The 17,350-nt window shown below is 64.4% G+C and carries 15 protein-coding genes and 1 tRNA gene; 6 read left to right on the top strand and 10 right to left on the bottom strand.

What is annotated here, in order from left to right; genetic code table 11:
• Positions 1–3 precede the first annotated feature (3 nt).
• Positions 4–1,311 carry a 3-phosphoshikimate 1-carboxyvinyltransferase gene (gene aroA / locus ACM2ZB_RS01730; RefSeq protein WP_416057182.1) on the top strand — a complete coding sequence of 436 codons (1,308 nt, stop codon included), beginning with the start codon at positions 4–6 and terminating at the stop codon, positions 1,309–1,311.
• 207 nt (positions 1,312–1,518) lie between these two features.
• Here the strand turns inward: aroA and ACM2ZB_RS01735 are convergent, their stop codons facing one another.
• Both ACM2ZB_RS01735 and ACM2ZB_RS01740 read right to left on the bottom strand, forming a co-directional pair.
• Positions 1,519–2,082, bottom strand: coding sequence for an energy transducer TonB (locus tag ACM2ZB_RS01735; RefSeq protein WP_416057183.1), 564 nt, complete (start codon positions 2,080–2,082; stop codon positions 1,519–1,521).
• Between the two features lie 118 nt (positions 2,083–2,200).
• Positions 2,201–2,842, bottom strand: coding sequence for a TonB family protein (locus ACM2ZB_RS01740; protein ID WP_416057184.1), 642 nt, complete (start codon positions 2,840–2,842; stop codon positions 2,201–2,203).
• Positions 2,843–2,955: 113 nt separating this feature from the next.
• Here ACM2ZB_RS01740 and serS point away from each other — a divergent pair, with 113 nt between their 5' ends.
• Entirely contained in the window at positions 2,956–4,236 is a 1,281-nt protein-coding gene (gene serS / locus ACM2ZB_RS01745) for a serine--tRNA ligase (RefSeq protein WP_416057185.1), read from the top strand.
• A 92-nt stretch (positions 4,237–4,328) separates the two neighbouring features.
• On the opposite strand, the gene ACM2ZB_RS01750 is transcribed toward serS, so the two are convergent.
• Complete coding sequence (locus ACM2ZB_RS01750) at positions 4,329–4,679, bottom strand: ligand-binding protein SH3 (protein WP_416057186.1); 351 nt, start codon at positions 4,677–4,679, stop codon at positions 4,329–4,331.
• A 289-nt stretch (positions 4,680–4,968) separates the two neighbouring features.
• Positions 4,969–5,553 (bottom strand): FMN-dependent NADH-azoreductase, encoded by a 585-nt coding sequence (locus ACM2ZB_RS01755; protein WP_079222337.1) that lies wholly within the window; start codon positions 5,551–5,553, stop codon positions 4,969–4,971.
• A 126-nt stretch (positions 5,554–5,679) separates the two neighbouring features.
• Between ACM2ZB_RS01755 and ACM2ZB_RS01760 the strand changes: the two genes are divergently transcribed.
• Positions 5,680–6,672, top strand: coding sequence for a LysR family transcriptional regulator (locus ACM2ZB_RS01760; RefSeq protein WP_079222336.1), 993 nt, complete (start codon positions 5,680–5,682; stop codon positions 6,670–6,672).
• Between the two features lie 72 nt (positions 6,673–6,744).
• On the opposite strand, the gene ACM2ZB_RS01765 is transcribed toward ACM2ZB_RS01760, so the two are convergent.
• Positions 6,745–8,091, bottom strand: coding sequence for a hypothetical protein (locus ACM2ZB_RS01765; protein WP_416057187.1), 1,347 nt, complete (start codon positions 8,089–8,091; stop codon positions 6,745–6,747).
• Between the two features lie 152 nt (positions 8,092–8,243).
• Here ACM2ZB_RS01765 and ACM2ZB_RS01770 point away from each other — a divergent pair.
• Positions 8,244–8,333, top strand: a tRNA-Ser gene (locus tag ACM2ZB_RS01770).
• A gap of 166 nt (positions 8,334–8,499) precedes the next feature.
• Here ACM2ZB_RS01770 and ACM2ZB_RS01775 read toward each other — a convergent pair.
• The 5 genes from ACM2ZB_RS01775 to ACM2ZB_RS01795 form a co-directional block, all read right to left on the bottom strand.
• The gene (locus tag ACM2ZB_RS01775) at positions 8,500–9,198 is read right to left on the bottom strand and encodes a hypothetical protein (protein WP_416057188.1); all 699 of its coding nucleotides are present in this window, start codon (positions 9,196–9,198) and stop codon (positions 8,500–8,502) included.
• A 542-nt stretch (positions 9,199–9,740) separates the two neighbouring features.
• Positions 9,741–11,216: an XVIPCD domain-containing protein gene (locus tag ACM2ZB_RS01780; protein WP_416057189.1), complete on the bottom strand. Its 1,476-nt coding sequence runs from the start codon at positions 11,214–11,216 to the stop codon at positions 9,741–9,743.
• Positions 11,213–11,851 (bottom strand): hypothetical protein, encoded by a 639-nt coding sequence (locus ACM2ZB_RS01785; RefSeq protein ID WP_416057190.1) that lies wholly within the window; start codon positions 11,849–11,851, stop codon positions 11,213–11,215. Before ACM2ZB_RS01785 ends, ACM2ZB_RS01780 begins: the two co-directional genes overlap by 4 nt.
• 315 nt (positions 11,852–12,166) lie before the next feature.
• Positions 12,167–14,920, bottom strand: coding sequence for a UvrD-helicase domain-containing protein (locus ACM2ZB_RS01790; protein WP_416057191.1), 2,754 nt, complete (start codon positions 14,918–14,920; stop codon positions 12,167–12,169).
• A gap of 149 nt (positions 14,921–15,069) precedes the next feature.
• The gene (locus ACM2ZB_RS01795) at positions 15,070–16,059 is read right to left on the bottom strand and encodes an MDR family oxidoreductase (protein WP_416057192.1); all 990 of its coding nucleotides are present in this window, start codon (positions 16,057–16,059) and stop codon (positions 15,070–15,072) included.
• Positions 16,060–16,160: 101 nt separating this feature from the next.
• Here ACM2ZB_RS01795 and ACM2ZB_RS01800 point away from each other — a divergent pair, with 101 nt between their 5' ends.
• Together ACM2ZB_RS01800 and ACM2ZB_RS01805 are read left to right on the top strand one after the other, a co-directional pair.
• Positions 16,161–16,508, top strand: a complete 348-nt coding sequence (locus ACM2ZB_RS01800) for a winged helix-turn-helix transcriptional regulator (RefSeq protein ID WP_416057193.1) — start codon at positions 16,161–16,163, stop codon at positions 16,506–16,508.
• A gap of 415 nt (positions 16,509–16,923) precedes the next feature.
• Entirely contained in the window at positions 16,924–17,331 is a 408-nt protein-coding gene (locus ACM2ZB_RS01805) for a hypothetical protein (protein WP_416057194.1), read from the top strand.
• The last annotated feature ends 19 nt before the right edge of the window (positions 17,332–17,350 follow it).

Here is a 17,350-nt window from a genome sequence, read left to right on the forward strand (position 1 = left end):
ACGATGAGCAACGCGCAACACTGGATTGCCCGCAAGGGCCAGCCGCTGCAGGGCAGCCTGACCATTCCCGGCGACAAGTCGGTCTCGCACCGCTCGGTGATGTTCGCCGCGCTGGCTGATGGCACCTCCCATATCGACGGCTTCCTGGAAGGCGAAGACACCCGCGCCACCGCGCGCATCTTCAGCCAGCTGGGCGTGCGCATCGAAACCCCCAGTGCCTCGCAGCGCATCGTGCATGGCGTCGGCATCGACGGCCTGCAGGCGCCCAGCGCGCCGCTGGACTGCGGCAACGCCGGCACCGGCATGCGCCTGCTGGCTGGTCTGCTGGCCGGCCAGGCGTTCGACTGCACCCTGGTGGGCGATGAATCGCTGTCCGGCCGCCCCATGCGCCGTGTTACCGGCCCGCTTTCGCAGATGGGCGCGAAGATCGACACCCAGGACGATGGCACTCCGCCGCTGCACGTGCATGGCGGCCAGTCGCTGCAGGGCATTGATTTCGCCTCGCCGGTGGCCAGTGCACAGGTGAAGTCGGCCGTGCTGCTGGCCGGCCTGTACGCGCAGGGCGAAACCAGCGTGGTCGAACCGCACCCCACCCGCGACTACACCGAACGCATGCTGTCGGCCTTCGGCGTGGAAATCGAATTCTCGCCGGGCAAGGCCCGCCTGCGTGGCGGCCAGCGCCTGCGCGCCACCGACATCGTGGTTCCGGCCGATTTCTCCTCGGCCGCGTTCTACCTGGTCGCGGCCAGCATCATTCCCGGTTCCGAGCTGCGCCTGAAGCAGGTCGGCCTGAATCCGCGTCGCACCGGCCTGCTGCATGCACTGCGCCTGATGGGCGCGGACATCACCGAAGAGAACCCGGCCGAGCAGGGCGGTGAACCGGTGGCCGATCTGGTGGTGCGCTACGCCCCGCTGAAGGGCGCGCGCATTCCGGAAGCACTGGTGCCGGACATGATCGACGAATTCCCGGCCCTGTTCGTGGCGGCCGCTGCCGCGGAAGGCCAGACCGTGGTGACCGGCGCCGCCGAACTGCGGGTGAAGGAATCGGACCGTCTGGCCGCCATGGCCACCGGCCTGCGCGCGCTGGGCATGCAGGTGGATGAAACCGAAGACGGTGCCACCCTGCACGGCGGCGTGCGCCTGGGCAGCGGCACCATCGAAAGCCACGGTGACCACCGCATCGCCATGGCCTTCGCCATCGCCGGCCAGATCAGCGAAGGCGAAGTGCGCATCAACGATATCGCCAACGTCGCCACCTCCTTCCCCGATTTCGACGGCCTGGCCCGCAGCGCGGGTTTCAACCTGGCTTGAGGTCGGCACGGCGCCGCTGCGCTCGCCGGGCATGGCCCGGCGCTACCATTCGGCGTCGACCCCGGTAGCGCCGGGCCCATGCCCGGCGAAAATGCAGCCGCGCCCGTAACCCGGTAGTGCCGGCCGCTGGCCGGCAATCCACAACCCCGGCACAAAAAAAGACGGAGGCCGAAGCCTCCGTCCCGATCACGAACCCCTCGCTCGCGATCAACGCTCGGTACGGAAATCCACCGGCACGCGCACCACACTGGCCACCGCGCGGCCGTCATGCACCGCCGGCTCGAACTTCCAGCCCTGCACGGTGTTCAGCACGGCGCGGTCCAGGTCACGGCTGCGCTCGCCGCTGCGCGACACGATGCTGGCATCGGTCACGTTGCCGCGGGTATCGACATTCAAGCTGGCAATCACGCTGCCCTGCACGCCGCTGCGCAGCGCAGCAGGCGGGTAGGCCGGCTTGCCATTGCTGGCCAGCGGGCGCGCCTCGCGGTTGCGTACCGGAGCCGCCTTGCGCGTGTCGCCGACCGGGGTGGCATTACGTGCCGCCGGGGCGGGCGTGGCCGCCACCGGGGTCTCGCTGGCCGGCAGCATGCGCTCGCCCACCGGGGCCGGCGCCACGTCTTCCTGGTTGGAGAACCGCAGCCACATCAGCGCCGCAGCGAACATCGCCACGATCAGCGCAAGCCACAGCCAGGGCGACGTGCGCTGCGGGCGTTCGCTCGCATCCTGCTGCAGCTGCGGGGAATGAAGATGTTCATGGGTGGTAGCACTCATCGCAGACTCCTCGCGTCAGTAACGACGCCCCAAGTCTTGCCCGTGCCGGTGTAGCGATGTGTCAGTACTGCGTCAACGCAACCGACAGGGTTCAGGTTGCCTGCCGGGAAGCGTTCAGTTACTGCGGCTTGAAGTCGAACGGCACTTCAATGCTGCCCGGCACCGGCTGGCCATTGCTGTGCGCCGGGGTGAAGCGCCAGCGGCGCACGGCGTCGGTGGCGGCACGGTCCAGGTCGCGCGAGCCACTGCGCTGGATCACGGTGATGTTGTTGGCGTAGCCGGTGGCGTCCACATCCACGCGCACCACCACGCTGCCCGATTCACCACGGCGCAGGGCGGCGGCGGGGTAGGACGGCGGCGGCGACTGCCCAGCCACCGGCATCGGCTGGCTGTTGCCGGTGCCCGGGGTGGCAGCGCCCGGCGCGGCGGGGGGCGCCTCGGTGCTGGCCGGCGGCGGCGGTGGGGCGGTTTCCACCAGCTTCGGCGCTTCCTCCTCGGCCGGGACCGGCTTGGCGTCGGGCATGTCGCTGGACCCGGCAGCGGCCGGCAGCGGCTCGGGCAGCGGCTCCACCTGGGCCGTTTCCTGCGGGGTCTGGGTGGCCGGATCGTCGGCGCGGAAGAATTCCTTGTCGCGGCCGGCCAACCAGACCACCACGAACAGCAGCAGGCCCACGCCGAAGGCGATGCCGGCGATCTTCAGCGCGTTGCGCGGGATATGCACAGTGAACGACTTGGCAGACGACGAGCGGGGTGCAGACATGGACCGAACCAGTACGGAATGCCCCGATTCTGCCATGGCGGGAATGAACCGGGCGGCAGAATTCCGTATAACAGGCGATAATCCTGTTCCTGATACCCACCACGACGCCTGCCATGCTTGATCCAGCCCTGCTCCGCCACCAGCCCGCCGACCTCGCCGAACGCCTGCGCACCAGCCGCGGCTTCGAGCTCGACGTGTCTGCCCTGGAGTCCCTGGAGGCTGATCGCAAGCGCATCCAGGTACGGACCCAGGAACTGCAGAGCCTGCGCAACAGCCGTTCCAAGGCCATCGGCCAGGCCAAGGCCAAAGGCGAGGACGTGTCGGCCATCATGGCCGAAGTGGCCGCCTTCGCCGACGAACTGAAGGCCTCGGAAGTGGCCTTGGACGAGCTGCGCGAGAAGATCGAGACCATCGCCGCCGGTATTCCGAACCTGCCCGCCGACGATGTGCCGGCCGGTGCCGACGAGAACGACAACGTCGAACAGGCACGCTGGGGCACCCCGCGCACCTTCGATTTCCCGGTGCTGGACCACGTCGAGCTGGGCGCCCGCAACGCCGGCCTGGATGCCGAGACCGCTGCCAAGCTGTCGGGCTCGCGCTTCACCGTGCTGCGCGGCCAGATCGCCCGCCTGCACCGCGCCCTGGCCCAGTTCATGCTGGACCTGCACGCCGGTGAACACGGCTACGAAGAAACCAACGTGCCGTTGCTGGTCAACGCCGATTCGCTGCGCGGCACCGGCCAGTTGCCGAAGTTCGAGGACGACCTGTTCAAGACCGCCGTGGGCGAGTCCACACGCTACCTGATCCCGACTTCGGAAGTGCCGCTGACCAACCTGGTGCGCGATGAGATTGTCGATGCCGAGCGCCTGCCGCTGCGCGTGACCGCCCACTCGATGTGCTTCCGTGCCGAAGCCGGCAGCGGCGGCCGCGACGTGCGCGGCATGATCCGCCAGCACCAGTTCGAGAAGGTGGAGCTGGTGTCGATCTGCCGCCCGGAAGACAGCGACGCCGAGCACACCCGCATGACCCGCTGCGCCGAAGTGGTGCTGGAAAAGCTGGGCCTGCCGTACCGCAAGGTGCTGCTGTGCACCGGCGACATGGGCTTCTCGGCCATCAAGACCTACGACCTGGAAGTCTGGCTGCCCTCGCAGAACACCTACCGCGAGATCAGCTCGTGCTCCAACACCGGTGATTTCCAGGCCCGCCGCATGCAGGCCCGCTGGCGCAACCCCGCCACCGGCAAGCCGGAACTGGTGCACACCCTGAACGGCTCGGGCGTGGCCGTGGGCCGCGCCATGATCGCGGTGATGGAGAACTACCAGAACGCCGATGGCACCATCACCGTGCCGGACGTCCTGCGCCCGTACATGGGCGGCATCGAAACCATCGGCTGAACCCGGTAGCGCCGGGCCATGCCCGGCGTATTGGGGGGGGGCCACGCATGGCGTGGCCCCCCATCCACGCCATGCGTGGATGAACCCCGCGATCACCCCAAAACCCGCACCTTCTCCAATGGCACCCACCCGGGTTCACCCTTTTCCGGCACGCACCACGCCCATCCATTGAGCGTGCGCACCCCGCGCAACACCTGCCCCGGGTCCACATCCAGCTCCCGCGCGCAGTAATCCTCCGTGGCGAACGCGTCACCCTGCGCATCGCGCCCGATCACCGGCGCCGGCACGAATCCGGGCTGCTGCCCTTCGGCCTGGCACAGAAACCAGTCTTCCCAGCCCTCGGGCCCTTCATAACGTTCGCCCACCACCAGCGCCTGGCCTTGGCGCAGGGTGATCGGGTGCGGAAATTCGCTGCGGTGCGCAGTGGTCACGATGTAGTTCATGACTCAGCCTAGCGTTCTGAGGAGTGTCATGCATGGCGCTGCATCCACGCATGGCGTGGATCTACTGCATGTGCGCCTGCCCACGGCGCAGGGTGATCGGGTGCGGAAATCCGCTTGCTTCGGTAGATCCACGCCATGCGTGGATGGCGCACCGCTCAGGCCAGACACAGAAGAACGGCCCCGCAAAGCGGGGCCGTCAGGGTGGGCCGGGATGGGGGAGGGGCTCCCGGCCCGCAATCAGCGCCCCCGACGAGGAGGGGGGAGGGCGCCGATCGCTGGAACGCAGTACTTACGCAGCCACTTCTTCGGCAGCGTGCGACGGCAGGGCCGACAGCGCGCCGGCAATGGCGTCTTCACGGTGCTTCGGCGAATACGCGATGCCCTCGGCACGCACGAATTCCACGTTGTCGATGCCCATGAAGGCGAACACCTGGCGCAGGAAGGGCTCCTGGAAGTCGGCCGGCGAATCGGTGTAGATGCCGCCGCGGGCACTCACCACGATCACGCGCTTGCCACCGGCCAAGCCCACCGGGCCGTTCTCGGTGTACTTGAAGGTGCGGCCGGCCACGGCCACGCGGTCGATCCAAGCCTTCAGCGTGGACGGAATGCTGAAGTTGTACATCGGCGCGCCGATGACCAGGATGTCCGCTGCCAGGAACTGCTGCATCACCTGTTCAGCATCGGTCGCCTCGGCGGCATCGACACCGGCCAGCGAGCTGCTGCGCAGATGAGGTACCGGATTGGCGTCAAGATCGCGATAATCGACCTGCAGGCCGTCGATCTGGTTCTTGAACTGGGCGACCACGGCAGCGGTCAGCTGGCGGGACACGGAATTGTCGCCAAGCACGCTGGCGTCGAGATGCAGAAGCTTCATGGCAGTCACCTATGTTCTGGAAGGAGGGGGCGGTGTTTGCCGCCGACGGAGAGAACGATAGGTTGTTGCATGGGCAGGATAAAGGTGGTTCAATGCCACGAATTGTTCTAGATATGGAACTCGGGTATGCATGACCTGAATGACCTGTACTACTTCGCCATGGTGGTCGACCACGGCGGATTCGCCGCCGCCGAGCGCGCCCTGGGTATCCCCAAATCGCGCCTGAGCCGCCGTATCAGCCAGCTGGAAACCGACCTGGGCGTGCGCCTGCTGCAGCGTTCCACGCGCCGCTTTGCCGTGACCGACGTCGGCACCAGCGTGCACCGCCATGCGCAGACCATGCTGGCCGAGGCCCAGGCCGCGCGCGAGGTGGTGGACCGCCTCAGCGCCGAGCCGCGTGGCGTCGTGCGTGCCAGCGTGCCCGTCTCGCTGGCGCAGATGCAGCTGCCCAAGCTGCTGCCCAAGTTCCTCGAGCAGTACCCCAAGGTCCGCCTGCAGCTGAACATCAGCAACCGCCGCGTGGACATCATCAATGAAGGCTACGACGTGGCCCTGCGCGTGCGTTCGCGCCTGGATGACGACGGCAGCCTGGTGATGCGCAGCTTCGGCCAGGTGCAGGAACTGCTGGTCGCCAGCCCGAAGTACCTGGACCGCGCCGGTCGCCCCAAGGACCCGGAAGAGCTGACCCAGCACGTCACCCTCAGCATCAGTGAAGACGAGGCGCGCCAGCGCTGGGAACTGCATGGCCCCGAAGGCGAAGTGCGCCGGGTGGACCTGCAGCCGCGCGTGGCCGGTTTCGACTTCCCGCTGCTGCAGAGCATGGTGAAGGACGGTTTCGGCATCACCATGCTGCCGGAAACCGTCTGCGCCGAAGCCGTGCGCAATGGCGAACTGGAAGTGGTGCTGCCGGACTGGTCGCTGCCGCAGGGCGTGTGCCACGCCGTGTTCGCCTCGCGCCGCGGCCTGCTGCCGGCGGTGCGCGTGTTCATCGATTTCTTGGCTGAACACCTGCCGCCGCAGCTGGAGGCCTCGCGCCTGGATTGCGGTGGCGCGTGCGAGAAGGCCAAGGAGAAGATCAAGGCCAGTGCGCTGGGCGCGCTGGCGGTGGATGCGGGCTGAGGGTTGCCTCACCGCTGACATGACGAAAAGCCCCGGCGATGCTCCGGGGCTTTTTGCTTTAGCGCGAAAGGCTCATCCGCACGCCCAGTCGATCTTCATCTGCTGCAGATCCAACTGCGCGTTGCCGCCACCGAAATTGAAGCCGCCAAAACCCTCCTCGAATTCGAGGTAGTAGGGGCCGAACTCAGGGTAGCCCTGCTGGGGCTGCATCGTTCCGCCGAGGTGGGCGATGGAATCCCAGCGACTGAGATTCAGTGCCTCTCCACGCTCGCTGAATGCCTCGATGTAGCCACTGATGGCGCACTCGCTGTCCCATTCCCGCGGCGATCTGCCAACGTTGGGGTCGTCAGCGCGGATGCTGGTACTGATCGGCAGCGCCACGGTTTCGCCGGAGGCACTTCCAATCCCCGCGACAGGGATGTCGGGGTCTCCGTTCCGGGTGTAAAGCCAGCGGTCGTAAAAGTAGCTCGCGTAGTCTTTCTCGATCCAGGTTGGCGGGTCATCCAGCAGGGATGAATTCGGCTTGGGCGGCAAGGTCAGCTCGCCATCAAACTCCTGCTGTGTAAGCCAGATTGCGCAGAACTGCGTGCCGAGGATGTCTTCCATGCTGTGGCTGTGCGCATGCCTGGCCTGGCGATGCTGCCAGAAGGGAAGCAGGTTGCTGTCCTCTGGCGGCGTCATGGAAAGAGGGCTGGAGAAGTAGTCCGCGATCTTTTCCACGGAAGAGAGCTCCTCCTGCTGATCGTCGACGAACAGGGAGAGCGCAACCAGCTCATTTCCCTTGGTTCGGTACTCCGACGGCAGGTGCAAGGTAAAGGCGTGCCGCAGCGGATGCCCGTTGCTGGAACTCAAAGGCCATTGTTCAGCGGTGATGCCTGGCGGAAGGCCCAGCGTCCAGCCTCCGTCCCATTCGGTGCCCCGTCGTGCTTTAGGGAGTACGCGCTGAGGGCCAAGCGCGATGTCAAAGGCCTTGGTCAACGTCGGATCGAAGATGGGCGATGCAGGCTCACAGTAGGTGGCGTTCGGGTTCTCCAGGCGAATGCTCTTTACAGTGTTGTCCCGCGTGTTCACGTTAGCGGCCACCTGCATACCGTCATTCGTGACGAAGCCGTAGGTCGCCCATCCCTCGCATGCGTCCTCGGGCTCTTCCGGCAGTACAGCGAGACGAGGGTTGTTGGCGAGAGCGTCGCCAATGGCCATTCCCGTACGCATGCCCTCGACCAGCACCGTCTTGGGCATTGAACAGGCGAAAATGACGTATCCAACCGCTCGATCGCTGTCCAGTCGAACGAAAACGTCCTTGCTCAGGCAGCTCAGATGACCTTGTTCATCCGGCTCCTTCCATCGGGTGCCCAGAAGCTCGGCGAAGGCGCTTGAGGGCATGCCCGGGCGTATGTCCAGGAGGCTGGAGTTGTCCATATGGGTTGGGACCAGGGGGGAATGGTCACTGTAGCCAGCCCGGGCATGGGGAGGCTATCGGATTAGTTGCAGATGGGCGTGGCGTAGGGGGTCTTGGGCAAATCGCCCGGCCGTGCGAGAATGCGTGCCCGGCCAGCAGGCTGGGCCGATACGGAGAGATGGCCGAGCGGTTTAAGGCACCGGTCTTGAAAACCGGCGAAGGGTTAAACCTTCCGTGGGTTCGAATCCCACTCTCTCCGCCAGAATCATGAAAGGCCCCTGTCTTTGCAGGGGCCTTTCTTATGGCGGGCATACCGCGGGCAGGGCCCAGGCAAAATCACGATCTCGATGGCACTTTCGCATCTGCCCGTGTCATTCAATGCCGGCAGATGGGTGCCCTTGAATGGACACCCATGGCCTGCAACAGGGCTAACCTTGAGGGCGCGGATCAGGTACCTGGTCGCCTGCGAATCCCTTGTAAAGCAGGGATGCCCTGCTGTCGGCGGCGGCCAGCTCAGCCGAGCTGAGGCCCATCTTCGCGATCTCTATCGCTGCTTTGTGATCACCCATGATGTAGGCCAAACGGAGGTAGGCGGCCCCATCCACGGCGTTGGGCATTCTCGATTCACGATAGGATTCGGAGATCGCGTATAGCGCGTAGAGGTTGCCCGAAAGCACCTGATTTCTGAGCATGACCTGGCCGTCCATGAAGTTCTTCTCCAGGGCGATCCGTTTTCCCAGTATCGCGGCTGCAGTAGTGTCACCCACAGACGCCTTCTGTTGCAGTACATCGAGCGACTCTGACCGCAGGTGCTCGAGCTCAGCTTGTGAAGGGTACTTGTGGCGGATCAGCCACTCAGCTTCTTCTTGAGATTTTGCTTGCAGGGGGCCGGCTTCATTGCAGTCTCCGGTGCATATGCGCTGTGCAACTGCAGACGCGTTGAACCCGGATGGGCTGCCGCCAATTGAGCGTTGCGGCGTGTTGGCGGCCGGGGATTGGCCCGATTGAGCGGGCGACGACGCGGGATTTTCTGACGCCGATGATCCTGTGCTCTGGCTTGAGCCCGGTTGCTCCGAGCAAGCAGTGGCAGTGACTGCCAGAATGGCCGTAAACAAGATCGATCTCATGTGCATCACTGTACTCCACACATATTGTTCTGGACCTGGGTCCACCACTTGGAGCATGACGCACCCTCTGCTACTGCGCGCCATTTCTCACCGATCGAGTTCCTCGTGTCAATGAGGTCGATGATCGAGCATGCCTATTTTGCTGATGACGCGAGGTATAGGGAGGCTACTCGGGAGCGTTGGACCAGGAAGTCAAAGGAGGCGCTGATCCCTCTCGATTGGCCTGTGCGCAAGGATGCCTGACAGCCCTGCCAGAAGGTGTCCTGTTCAGGCACTGGATGTAGGGATACTTGACCAGCTTTGATCAAGGAAACTTCGAAAGGAAACCTGCCCAGCAGGCCTTCTGCAACGGTTTGAAGGGGTTGGATCGAAGGTGATCCGATCCCACCCTCTCCGCCAGAATTCCTGAAGCCCCTGCTTGCAGGGGCTTTCTTTTTTGCCGTGCCGGCGTCTGAAAGGCCCCTGGTGGGGCATCTTCATGCGTCATCTGGCTGCGCAATCACGTGAGAGCAACGAACAGATGGGGTTCGGTTGCGCAGCAATTACCCCATGCGCATTGCATCTCGCGCCTGCTCGTGGGCTTGCTCTTTCTGGGCAACCTGCTGCTGCGCCTGTGAGATCTGCTCTGCCTTGGCAAGTGACTGCTCCACTGGTGTGTTGATCGCGTCGCTGATGGCTACCGATGCCCGCAGATGTGCCGGGTTGTCGAGCTCACCTTGCACAACGAACATGCGCGGGCCAGAGCCGTCGGAAGATGGGTTGCCCAGGACCACGTGATCGACCTGATCCAGGCCGCCACTCTTGGCCGATGCCAGCAGGCTGGCGCTGATTCGTTCGCTGGTTTCATCGAAGCTGCGCCCATGCGTGGAGTCTACGACCGATACACCATTGCGGATCTGTTGATAGAGCGGGTGATCAGGATGTCCTTTCTCCCTGGGACCAGGATTCATCGTGTCCAGGGTCGATTCGATGCTCTCCTGCAGCGGACTCTTGGGAGTGAAGCCCGGGTTGCTCAGCGAAGGCGAGCCCTTGTGGGTTGATTCTTGCGTCAGTCGCTCGCCAGGTTTGAGCGCACTTTGTGCCCGTTGTTCCGCTACGGCCTCGCGGCGAGCGTACTCGCCGGCTTCCTCGGTGCCCCGCAGATGATTGATCCCGTCACGTAGTAGCCCTGGGCCGCCACTCACAACAACGGTGGCACCCACGCGCAGTTGATGGATGTCACTGCGGTACTCAGCGATCCGGCGCAGGTCGTCGGGTTCGGTGATCCGTGCGCTGGGGTCGTCTAGGACGGACTGCACCGGCCCTTTGTCGGTCATGCGATCAAGGAAATGAACTACCCGGTGGGAGTCGCCCAAGTGCACAGCCACGGCAGCGGAGATGGCGTGCCCGCTCCTCAATCCAGGTGCCAGAAGGGACCCGACGCGTTGGCCCTGTTCAGCGTTGCGCAGAACCTCCAGTTCCTTGGGGAGCGCATACATCTCAACTTTGCCGTAGTGCGGGCCGCCTGCGCTCACCAGGTCGCCTGCCATGACATGGTTGGTGAAGGGGGCCGCATTGGCGGGCTGGCCTTCGGGAATGCGGTACGCCAATCCGGCAGCGCCGTAGGGATTGAACGCGTCGCCGGGGAGGTTGTAGTGATGTGCGGTGATCTGTGCAAGCGCGCCACCCAGGGAGTGGCCGGTGACGTGTACAGGGCCGTACCCCATCTCATTCGCTATTCTGATGGCTTGTTTGGTCAGCGCGAGGGCATCGTCGAGCTGTGGGTTGATTCTGGCGGCAACCATGGCGGCGTCGATCCCGCCATCGAGCAGTGGCTCGCGATCAAACTCGGTGCCGCGGTGGGCAACAATGACTTCGTTCGTTGCTAGGCTGCGATAGACGGTGCCTTGATATCCGGTACTGGAGTCGCTTCTGGCCAGTATCTCGTACTTGCCACCCGCAACGGTGATGAACGCATCGTCTAAGGGAGGGGATTCATACGTGCTGTTGGAGAGCGCGGCGGCGGTAACAGGATTCATCGAATCTCCCCTTCAGCCCTTCTGGAAATCTCGATAGGGAAGTACTTTGAGTGCTCACCTTGGGGGATCTTCTGGAATTGGCTGTCGGGCCAGATGCTCGCTCGCTCGGGTGTCTGTCCTGGAATCAGTGGTCTAAGCGCCTTCTCCACGTATGTAGTAGAGCGCGCTTTATCTTCGATCTCTGGAAAGAAGGCGGGAACAGCTACTCTGATCGGGCGGCCTTCGACGTCCAGCGTGAACGATGCCTGCACAAAGCGTGGCGTCCAGTTACATGGTCCGCGGCCATAGTAGTCGGCGACCTCCATCCCATCTTTGAACACTGTGGCCGTGAATTCGGTCTTGCTGACGCGTTGCACTGGAAACTCCACTGACTGGCGCTGCGGCGCGTACTGCACGCCCTCGTAGTTGTCGATCGGTGGGAGACAGAGCGGGTCTATTTCATAGGAGACGAAGATCTTGGGAGCAGGGACGTCCACGGGCGCATCGTGTACCCGAATCACGATAGCAAGCGCATCCGTGGGAGCAGGATTCTCGCGGTAGGCCGGGTACGAACGGTCCTCGCTGCAGCCAGGCGCGACGACGGTGATCAAGGCGATGAGAACTACACGAGGAAGAGGCTGGAGGGAAGTCAGCATGATCGGTCCATGTCGCTGATTGAGGTGCTGTTGGGTGGCGCCAATACAGGCTTACTACAAAGCATGGCTCTAAGGGCGTGACGCAGTAGGCAGGACTGCGCAGATCGTAGTTCAGCTGGGCAAAGCGCGTTTCCCTGAAAGATGAAGCCCGGACTGGCGTCTTGGGCAGATGCGACAATTCGCGCTCTCTCAGCTTCACGCTCATCGGCGCGCCATTGCAAGGCGTGCGCTGACGATATGATCCGCTCTGGCCAGGCCCCACGGCCTGGGCCCGGCATGCCCCCGCAATGGCTCGCTGGGCCCGAGTGCTTTCACCTACCCGCGACGCCCACCCTTCGGCTTGTTATGGCACAACGGATAACTGGAACACGACCGAAACGCCCCATGCGGCCCATTCCGCTCCACAAACACGCCCACCTGGCACACCGGGCAGCGCTCCTCATTGATGGCCGCGCCTGAAATCCCGGTCACCTCCACAACCCCTTCCGCCACCAGCTCATCCAGGAAGGGTGAGCGCTTGCCCTGCAGCGTGAACATCGCCACGCTGCGCCGTGCGCGCGTCAGCGCCACATAGAACAACCGCCGTTCTTCGCTCAGCGGGTAGGTGTCCCCATCCGGCATCGCCAGGGAAAGTACCGGATCATCCGACCGCAGGCTGGGGAAGCCACGATTCACCATCCCCGGCAGGATCACGTAGTCCGCCTCGCGCCCCTTCGATCGATGGGCGGTCAGGAACTCCACCTCCATCGTGCTGCCAAACGCCGTCTTCCAATCTGCGGGTACCGCATTGCGATCCGCCCGATAGCGGCCCAGCACAAACACGCGAACACGACCATCACGCCCCTGCGGCACCACCCTGGAAAGCAACTGCTGATGCAGCTTGGCCAGGTACTGGCGCACACCGTCCTGCACTTCCTCGCGCCGGGTCATCTGGAAAGCCTGCAGCACCGGCCCAATTGCCGGCGTGGCCGAGCGGACCGCCTTGGCAATCTGCGCGGGATTGCGGCTGATGAAGCGGCTGGAGATATCGCACAGTTCCTGCGGGCAGCGGAATGTCTGCTCCAGTTTCAGTACCTGCCCATGCCCCATCCATTCGCGGAAACCGGTCATCACCGAAACATCGGCGCCGGCAAATCGGTTGATCGACTGCCAGTCATCGCCCACCGCAAACAGATGCCGCCCTGGGCGATTGACCAAGGCACGGCAGAGCCGTGCGCGGGCGCGCGAGGCATCCTGGAACTCGTCGGCCATCACCAGGTCGTAGGGTGATTCATAGCGCCCCTGTTCCAGGATGCCGGCGGCCATGTTCAACATGTCTTCGAAGTCGATGCCGTCCTCGTCCGCCAGCGCGTTGTCCCAGGCCTGGAAGACAGGCCCGGCAATCTCCAGGAAACGCCGGTGGCGCTCCTTGAACTGATCCTCGGGCATCTGCCGCAGGCGCGCGGCCATATCGTCCAGCGTCAGGCAGTTGCTCTTGGCGTGGGCAATGAAGGTGCGCATCAAGCCGATCAGATCTGCATCCGGCATGGGCTTGGCGCCCTCGTTGGGCAGCTCACGGTCGGGATTCGGGTCGAGCTGGACATCGGAATCGCCCAGCTTCCCGGCAAGATGTTCCAGGGCGTGCCCGCTGCGCAGGCCGAACGAGGTCGTCTCCACCAGTGCAGTGCCGCGTGCAACATGCTGCTGGCGCTTCCACTGCATGCCCTCAGCGTAGTTGGCGAAGTGCTTCGGCGGCTGGCCATCGGCATCCAGCGCAAAGTGCTCGTGATAGAGCTCGGCGTCCGGGTAATAGAAGTCCGGGCGATATTGGCGGTGGGTGTCAGTGGCGGTATCAAATTCGTAACGGCGCTCGTAGTCGTACGCCACGCCGTTGTAGAACAGCCAATCGGCAATAACGCACTCTTCCAGGCTCTTCACCCGTTCGCCCTGCAGGGTGCGGATATAGGGCGTGCCGTCGCGGTCGAAGCCGTCGGCCAGCATTTCCGCGCCGAATGGCGGAAGGTCGCGGCCGAACACCAGGCGGAACATGTCCCACTGGGTGCGGAAGTGGATCGAGAGGTCCTTCAGGTCATCCACCAGCTCGGCCAGCTTGTGGAAGCCCAGCGAGGAATCGACGGCCCATTCCGGAATGTCGGGCTTGCGGCCGGTGGCCTTGGCGACAATGGCCAGGCCCAGCGCGTGGAAGGTGCGGGCCTCGACCACGGTGTCGCCCATGCCGAGCCGGTCGAAGGAGCGCTGCGCGCGTTCTTCCAGTTCCTTGGCGGCGTCTTTGTTGAACGCGAGCATGACAATCCGCTCGGGTTCAACGAAGCCACGGTCAATGGCATAAGCGGCCTTGGCGACCATGGTGGAGGTCTTGCCGGAACCGGCCGAGGCGACGACCTGCACGCGGTTGTCAAAACAGATGACCGCACGGGCCTGTTCTTCGGTCAGTGGCTTGCTTTCCACCCGGTCCAGGAAATCCTTGGCCAGCACCAGCTCACGCGTGGCCATGGCGGCATTCGCCTCGGCCCAGACGGCCGGCCAATCCAGCTGCCAGTCGTGCAGGGCATCCAGCGCGGCCCGGTGGCTGTCGGAGTGCAGGTCGTCATGCACATCCTCATCCCGGAACAGGCGTTCCAGTTCGCGGGGCTGCAGGGGCAGGGCGGGGCGCTCGGCCAGCAACGCCTGCTGTTGCTCGTGGGTGATCCATCGGCGGGCGTCGTGGCTTCGGTCAGTCAGCGAATCCGCGGCGCTCAGCCATGCCTGGATCTGCTCCAGAATCGATGCGAAGAGCGCCTTGCGCCCACGCGTGGTGCGCGCAAAGAGCGCCTCCTGCACGGCAGCGGCAAGCTGGGCGGCCTTCCGGTTGGGCAGGCCGCCTACCGACAGCGCGGTGCCATCCTCGGTCTTCAGTTCGATCCGTGACCAGAAAAAGCCCGGTAGGACCTGCACACGGCCATCGTCATCCACGTGCTGCCGGTACTGTCTGCCCCCGACCTTCAGCGCGATGTATTCGCCATCAAGCCGCAGCCACCAATGGGGCGAGCGGGTAACCAGCCGGCCCCAGTTCGAGGGGCACCATTCCATAGACATCCAGATACTGCCTTGCGCGCGTCACTGGGCGTAAAGAGCCCTTAGAGCCCAATGATAAAGGGCCTTGACGCTGCATGTGGCAGTTCCTGTAGGCGCCCACTCAGACCGGCGGCAGCACTTGGTCACCGCCGGTCGCAGCTGCCTTACGCGTTCACATCCACCACGATCCGCCCGCGCACCTTGCCCGGGATGATCTGCTCATACACATCCAGCACGTCGGCCAGCCCGATCATCTGCACCGTGCTTTCCAGCTTCTGCGGGTCCAGGTCGGTGGCGAGACGATCCCATGCACGCTGGCGCACGTCCTGCGGTGCATTCACCGAATCGACGCCGGCCAGGGTCACGTTGCGCAGGATGAAGGGCAGCACCGAACCGTGCAGCGCATCGCTCTGAGCCAGGCCGCAGGCCGCCACGGCGCCGCGGTACTTGGTTTCGGCAAGTGCGTTGACCAGGGTCGGGCCGCCGGCCACGTCCACCACGCCGGCCCAGCGCTCGGCGCTGATCGGCTTCTTGCGCGGCTCGGAAAGCTCCGCGCGGTCGATGATCTCCGCCGCGCCCAGGCTGTGCAGGTATTCGGCGTGTTCGGGGCGGCCGGTAGCGGCCACCACGCGGTAGCCCAGCTTGGACAGAATGGCCACGGCAATCGAGCCCACGCCGCCATTGGCGCCGGTCACCAGCACATCGCCCTTTTCAGGGGTCACGCCCGCATCTTCCAGCGCCAGCACGCACAGCATGGCGGTATAGCCGGCGGTGCCGATCGCCATGGCATCGCGGGTGGTCAGGTTGCCGGGAATCTTGTTCAGCCATTCGCTGCGCACGCGGGCGCGCTGGGCCAGGCCGCCGTGGTGGCCCATGCTCAGATCCCAGCCATTGAGCACCACGCGATCACCGGCCTTGAAACCGGCATTGCTGGATTCAAGCACCACGCCGGAAAGGTCGATGCCGGGAATGAGCGGAAACTTCTGGATGACCGGCCGCTCGTTGGTCAGCGCCAGCGCATCCTTGTAATTGAGCGTTGAATATTCAACCTGCACCAGGACATCACCGTCCATCAGGTCGGCCTGGTCAAAATCCACCAGTTCGGTGGAAACGCGGTTGTTCGTCTTGCTGGAAAGCAGTGCCTTGAACTTCATGCGGGGCCTCACGTTCAGTGGATGGCGCCATGCTAGGCTCGCACCGTTATTGCAACAAGAACGATGGTTTTTCGTAGGTACTATGGTTTTCCGGAGTATGTATGCGTAGCAAGCGTTGGGATGGAAAGAGCGGTTGCGCCGTGGAAGTCACGCTGTCGGTGATCGGTGGCGTGTGGAAGCCGGTCATTCTGTTTCACCTGGTGAAGCGCAAGCGGCGCTTCATGGAGCTGACCCGGCTGGTGCCCAACGCCACCCAATCCATGCTGACCAGCCAGTTGCGTGAACTGGAGGCGGACGGGGTGCTGATTCGCCACGTGTACCCGGAAGTGCCGCCCAAGGTGGAATACGAGCTTTCCGAGTTCGGGCGCACGCTGGTGCCGGTGTTGCTGGCCATGCGCGAGTGGGGTGAAACCTATCGCGGCGTCAAGACGGCTTGCGAAGACGCCTGACGGCGCAGGTCTGTCGCGTTTGGCCTGCTGGCGGGTGCTACGGGGAACGTTTTCCAAGAGAAGGTGAACGGGCGAATTGCGCCATTGGGTGGGTAATTCGCCATGCCGTGTCGCATCTGCCACGAAAGCGGCGCAACGCGGGTTTTCCCTACTTTTCGACGCCGGAAGAGTGCGCCAATGATGGCCCTGCCAAGGCACCCGTCTTGGCCGGGATTGGCGTCCCGAATGTAAGCCTTGCTCGGAGTCGCGGTTGCAACGAGAGTTGCAACCGCGACAATGCATCAGCTGCCAGTTCATGGTGGGCGGTGCGTGGGGATCCCTGATCCGCCGGCTTTCTGCAAGGTTTACCCGGTACGCCAACCCGCATCGCCCGCCACCTCGCATCTGCAGGTGGCTATGCCGTGAGGTTGCCGTCATGCCCGACCTGCTTCCCGACCACCCCCGCCTGCACGCACTGCTGGGCGACACGCTGCACGATCTTCCCGGCGCCCTGGCCGACACGCTGGAGCGCGCCCTGTCTGAGTGCACCGAGTGCGACCCGCCGTCCTCGTTTTTTGCCCACCTGCAGGGCTACGGCAAGTGCGTGCGTGCCGATGGCGCGCCTTGGAACGAAACCTGGCTGACCGCCGGCCGCACCCATGACCTGGCGCTGGCCACCCGCAGCGCATCGGGCATCATCGCGCTGACCACCGTCCTGCACGCCGCGCACATCGCTCGCGAAAACGACGATCCCGATGGCTACCCGTCTGCGGCCCTGGTCGATGGGCTGTTCAACGCCTGCCAGGCCTTGTCACTGCAACTGGAACGCTGCCTTGTTCCGTGAACCGCTGGCGGCAGCCTGC

Source organism: Stenotrophomonas maltophilia, assembly GCF_047782825.1.
GTDB lineage: Bacteria > Pseudomonadota > Gammaproteobacteria > Xanthomonadales > Xanthomonadaceae > Stenotrophomonas.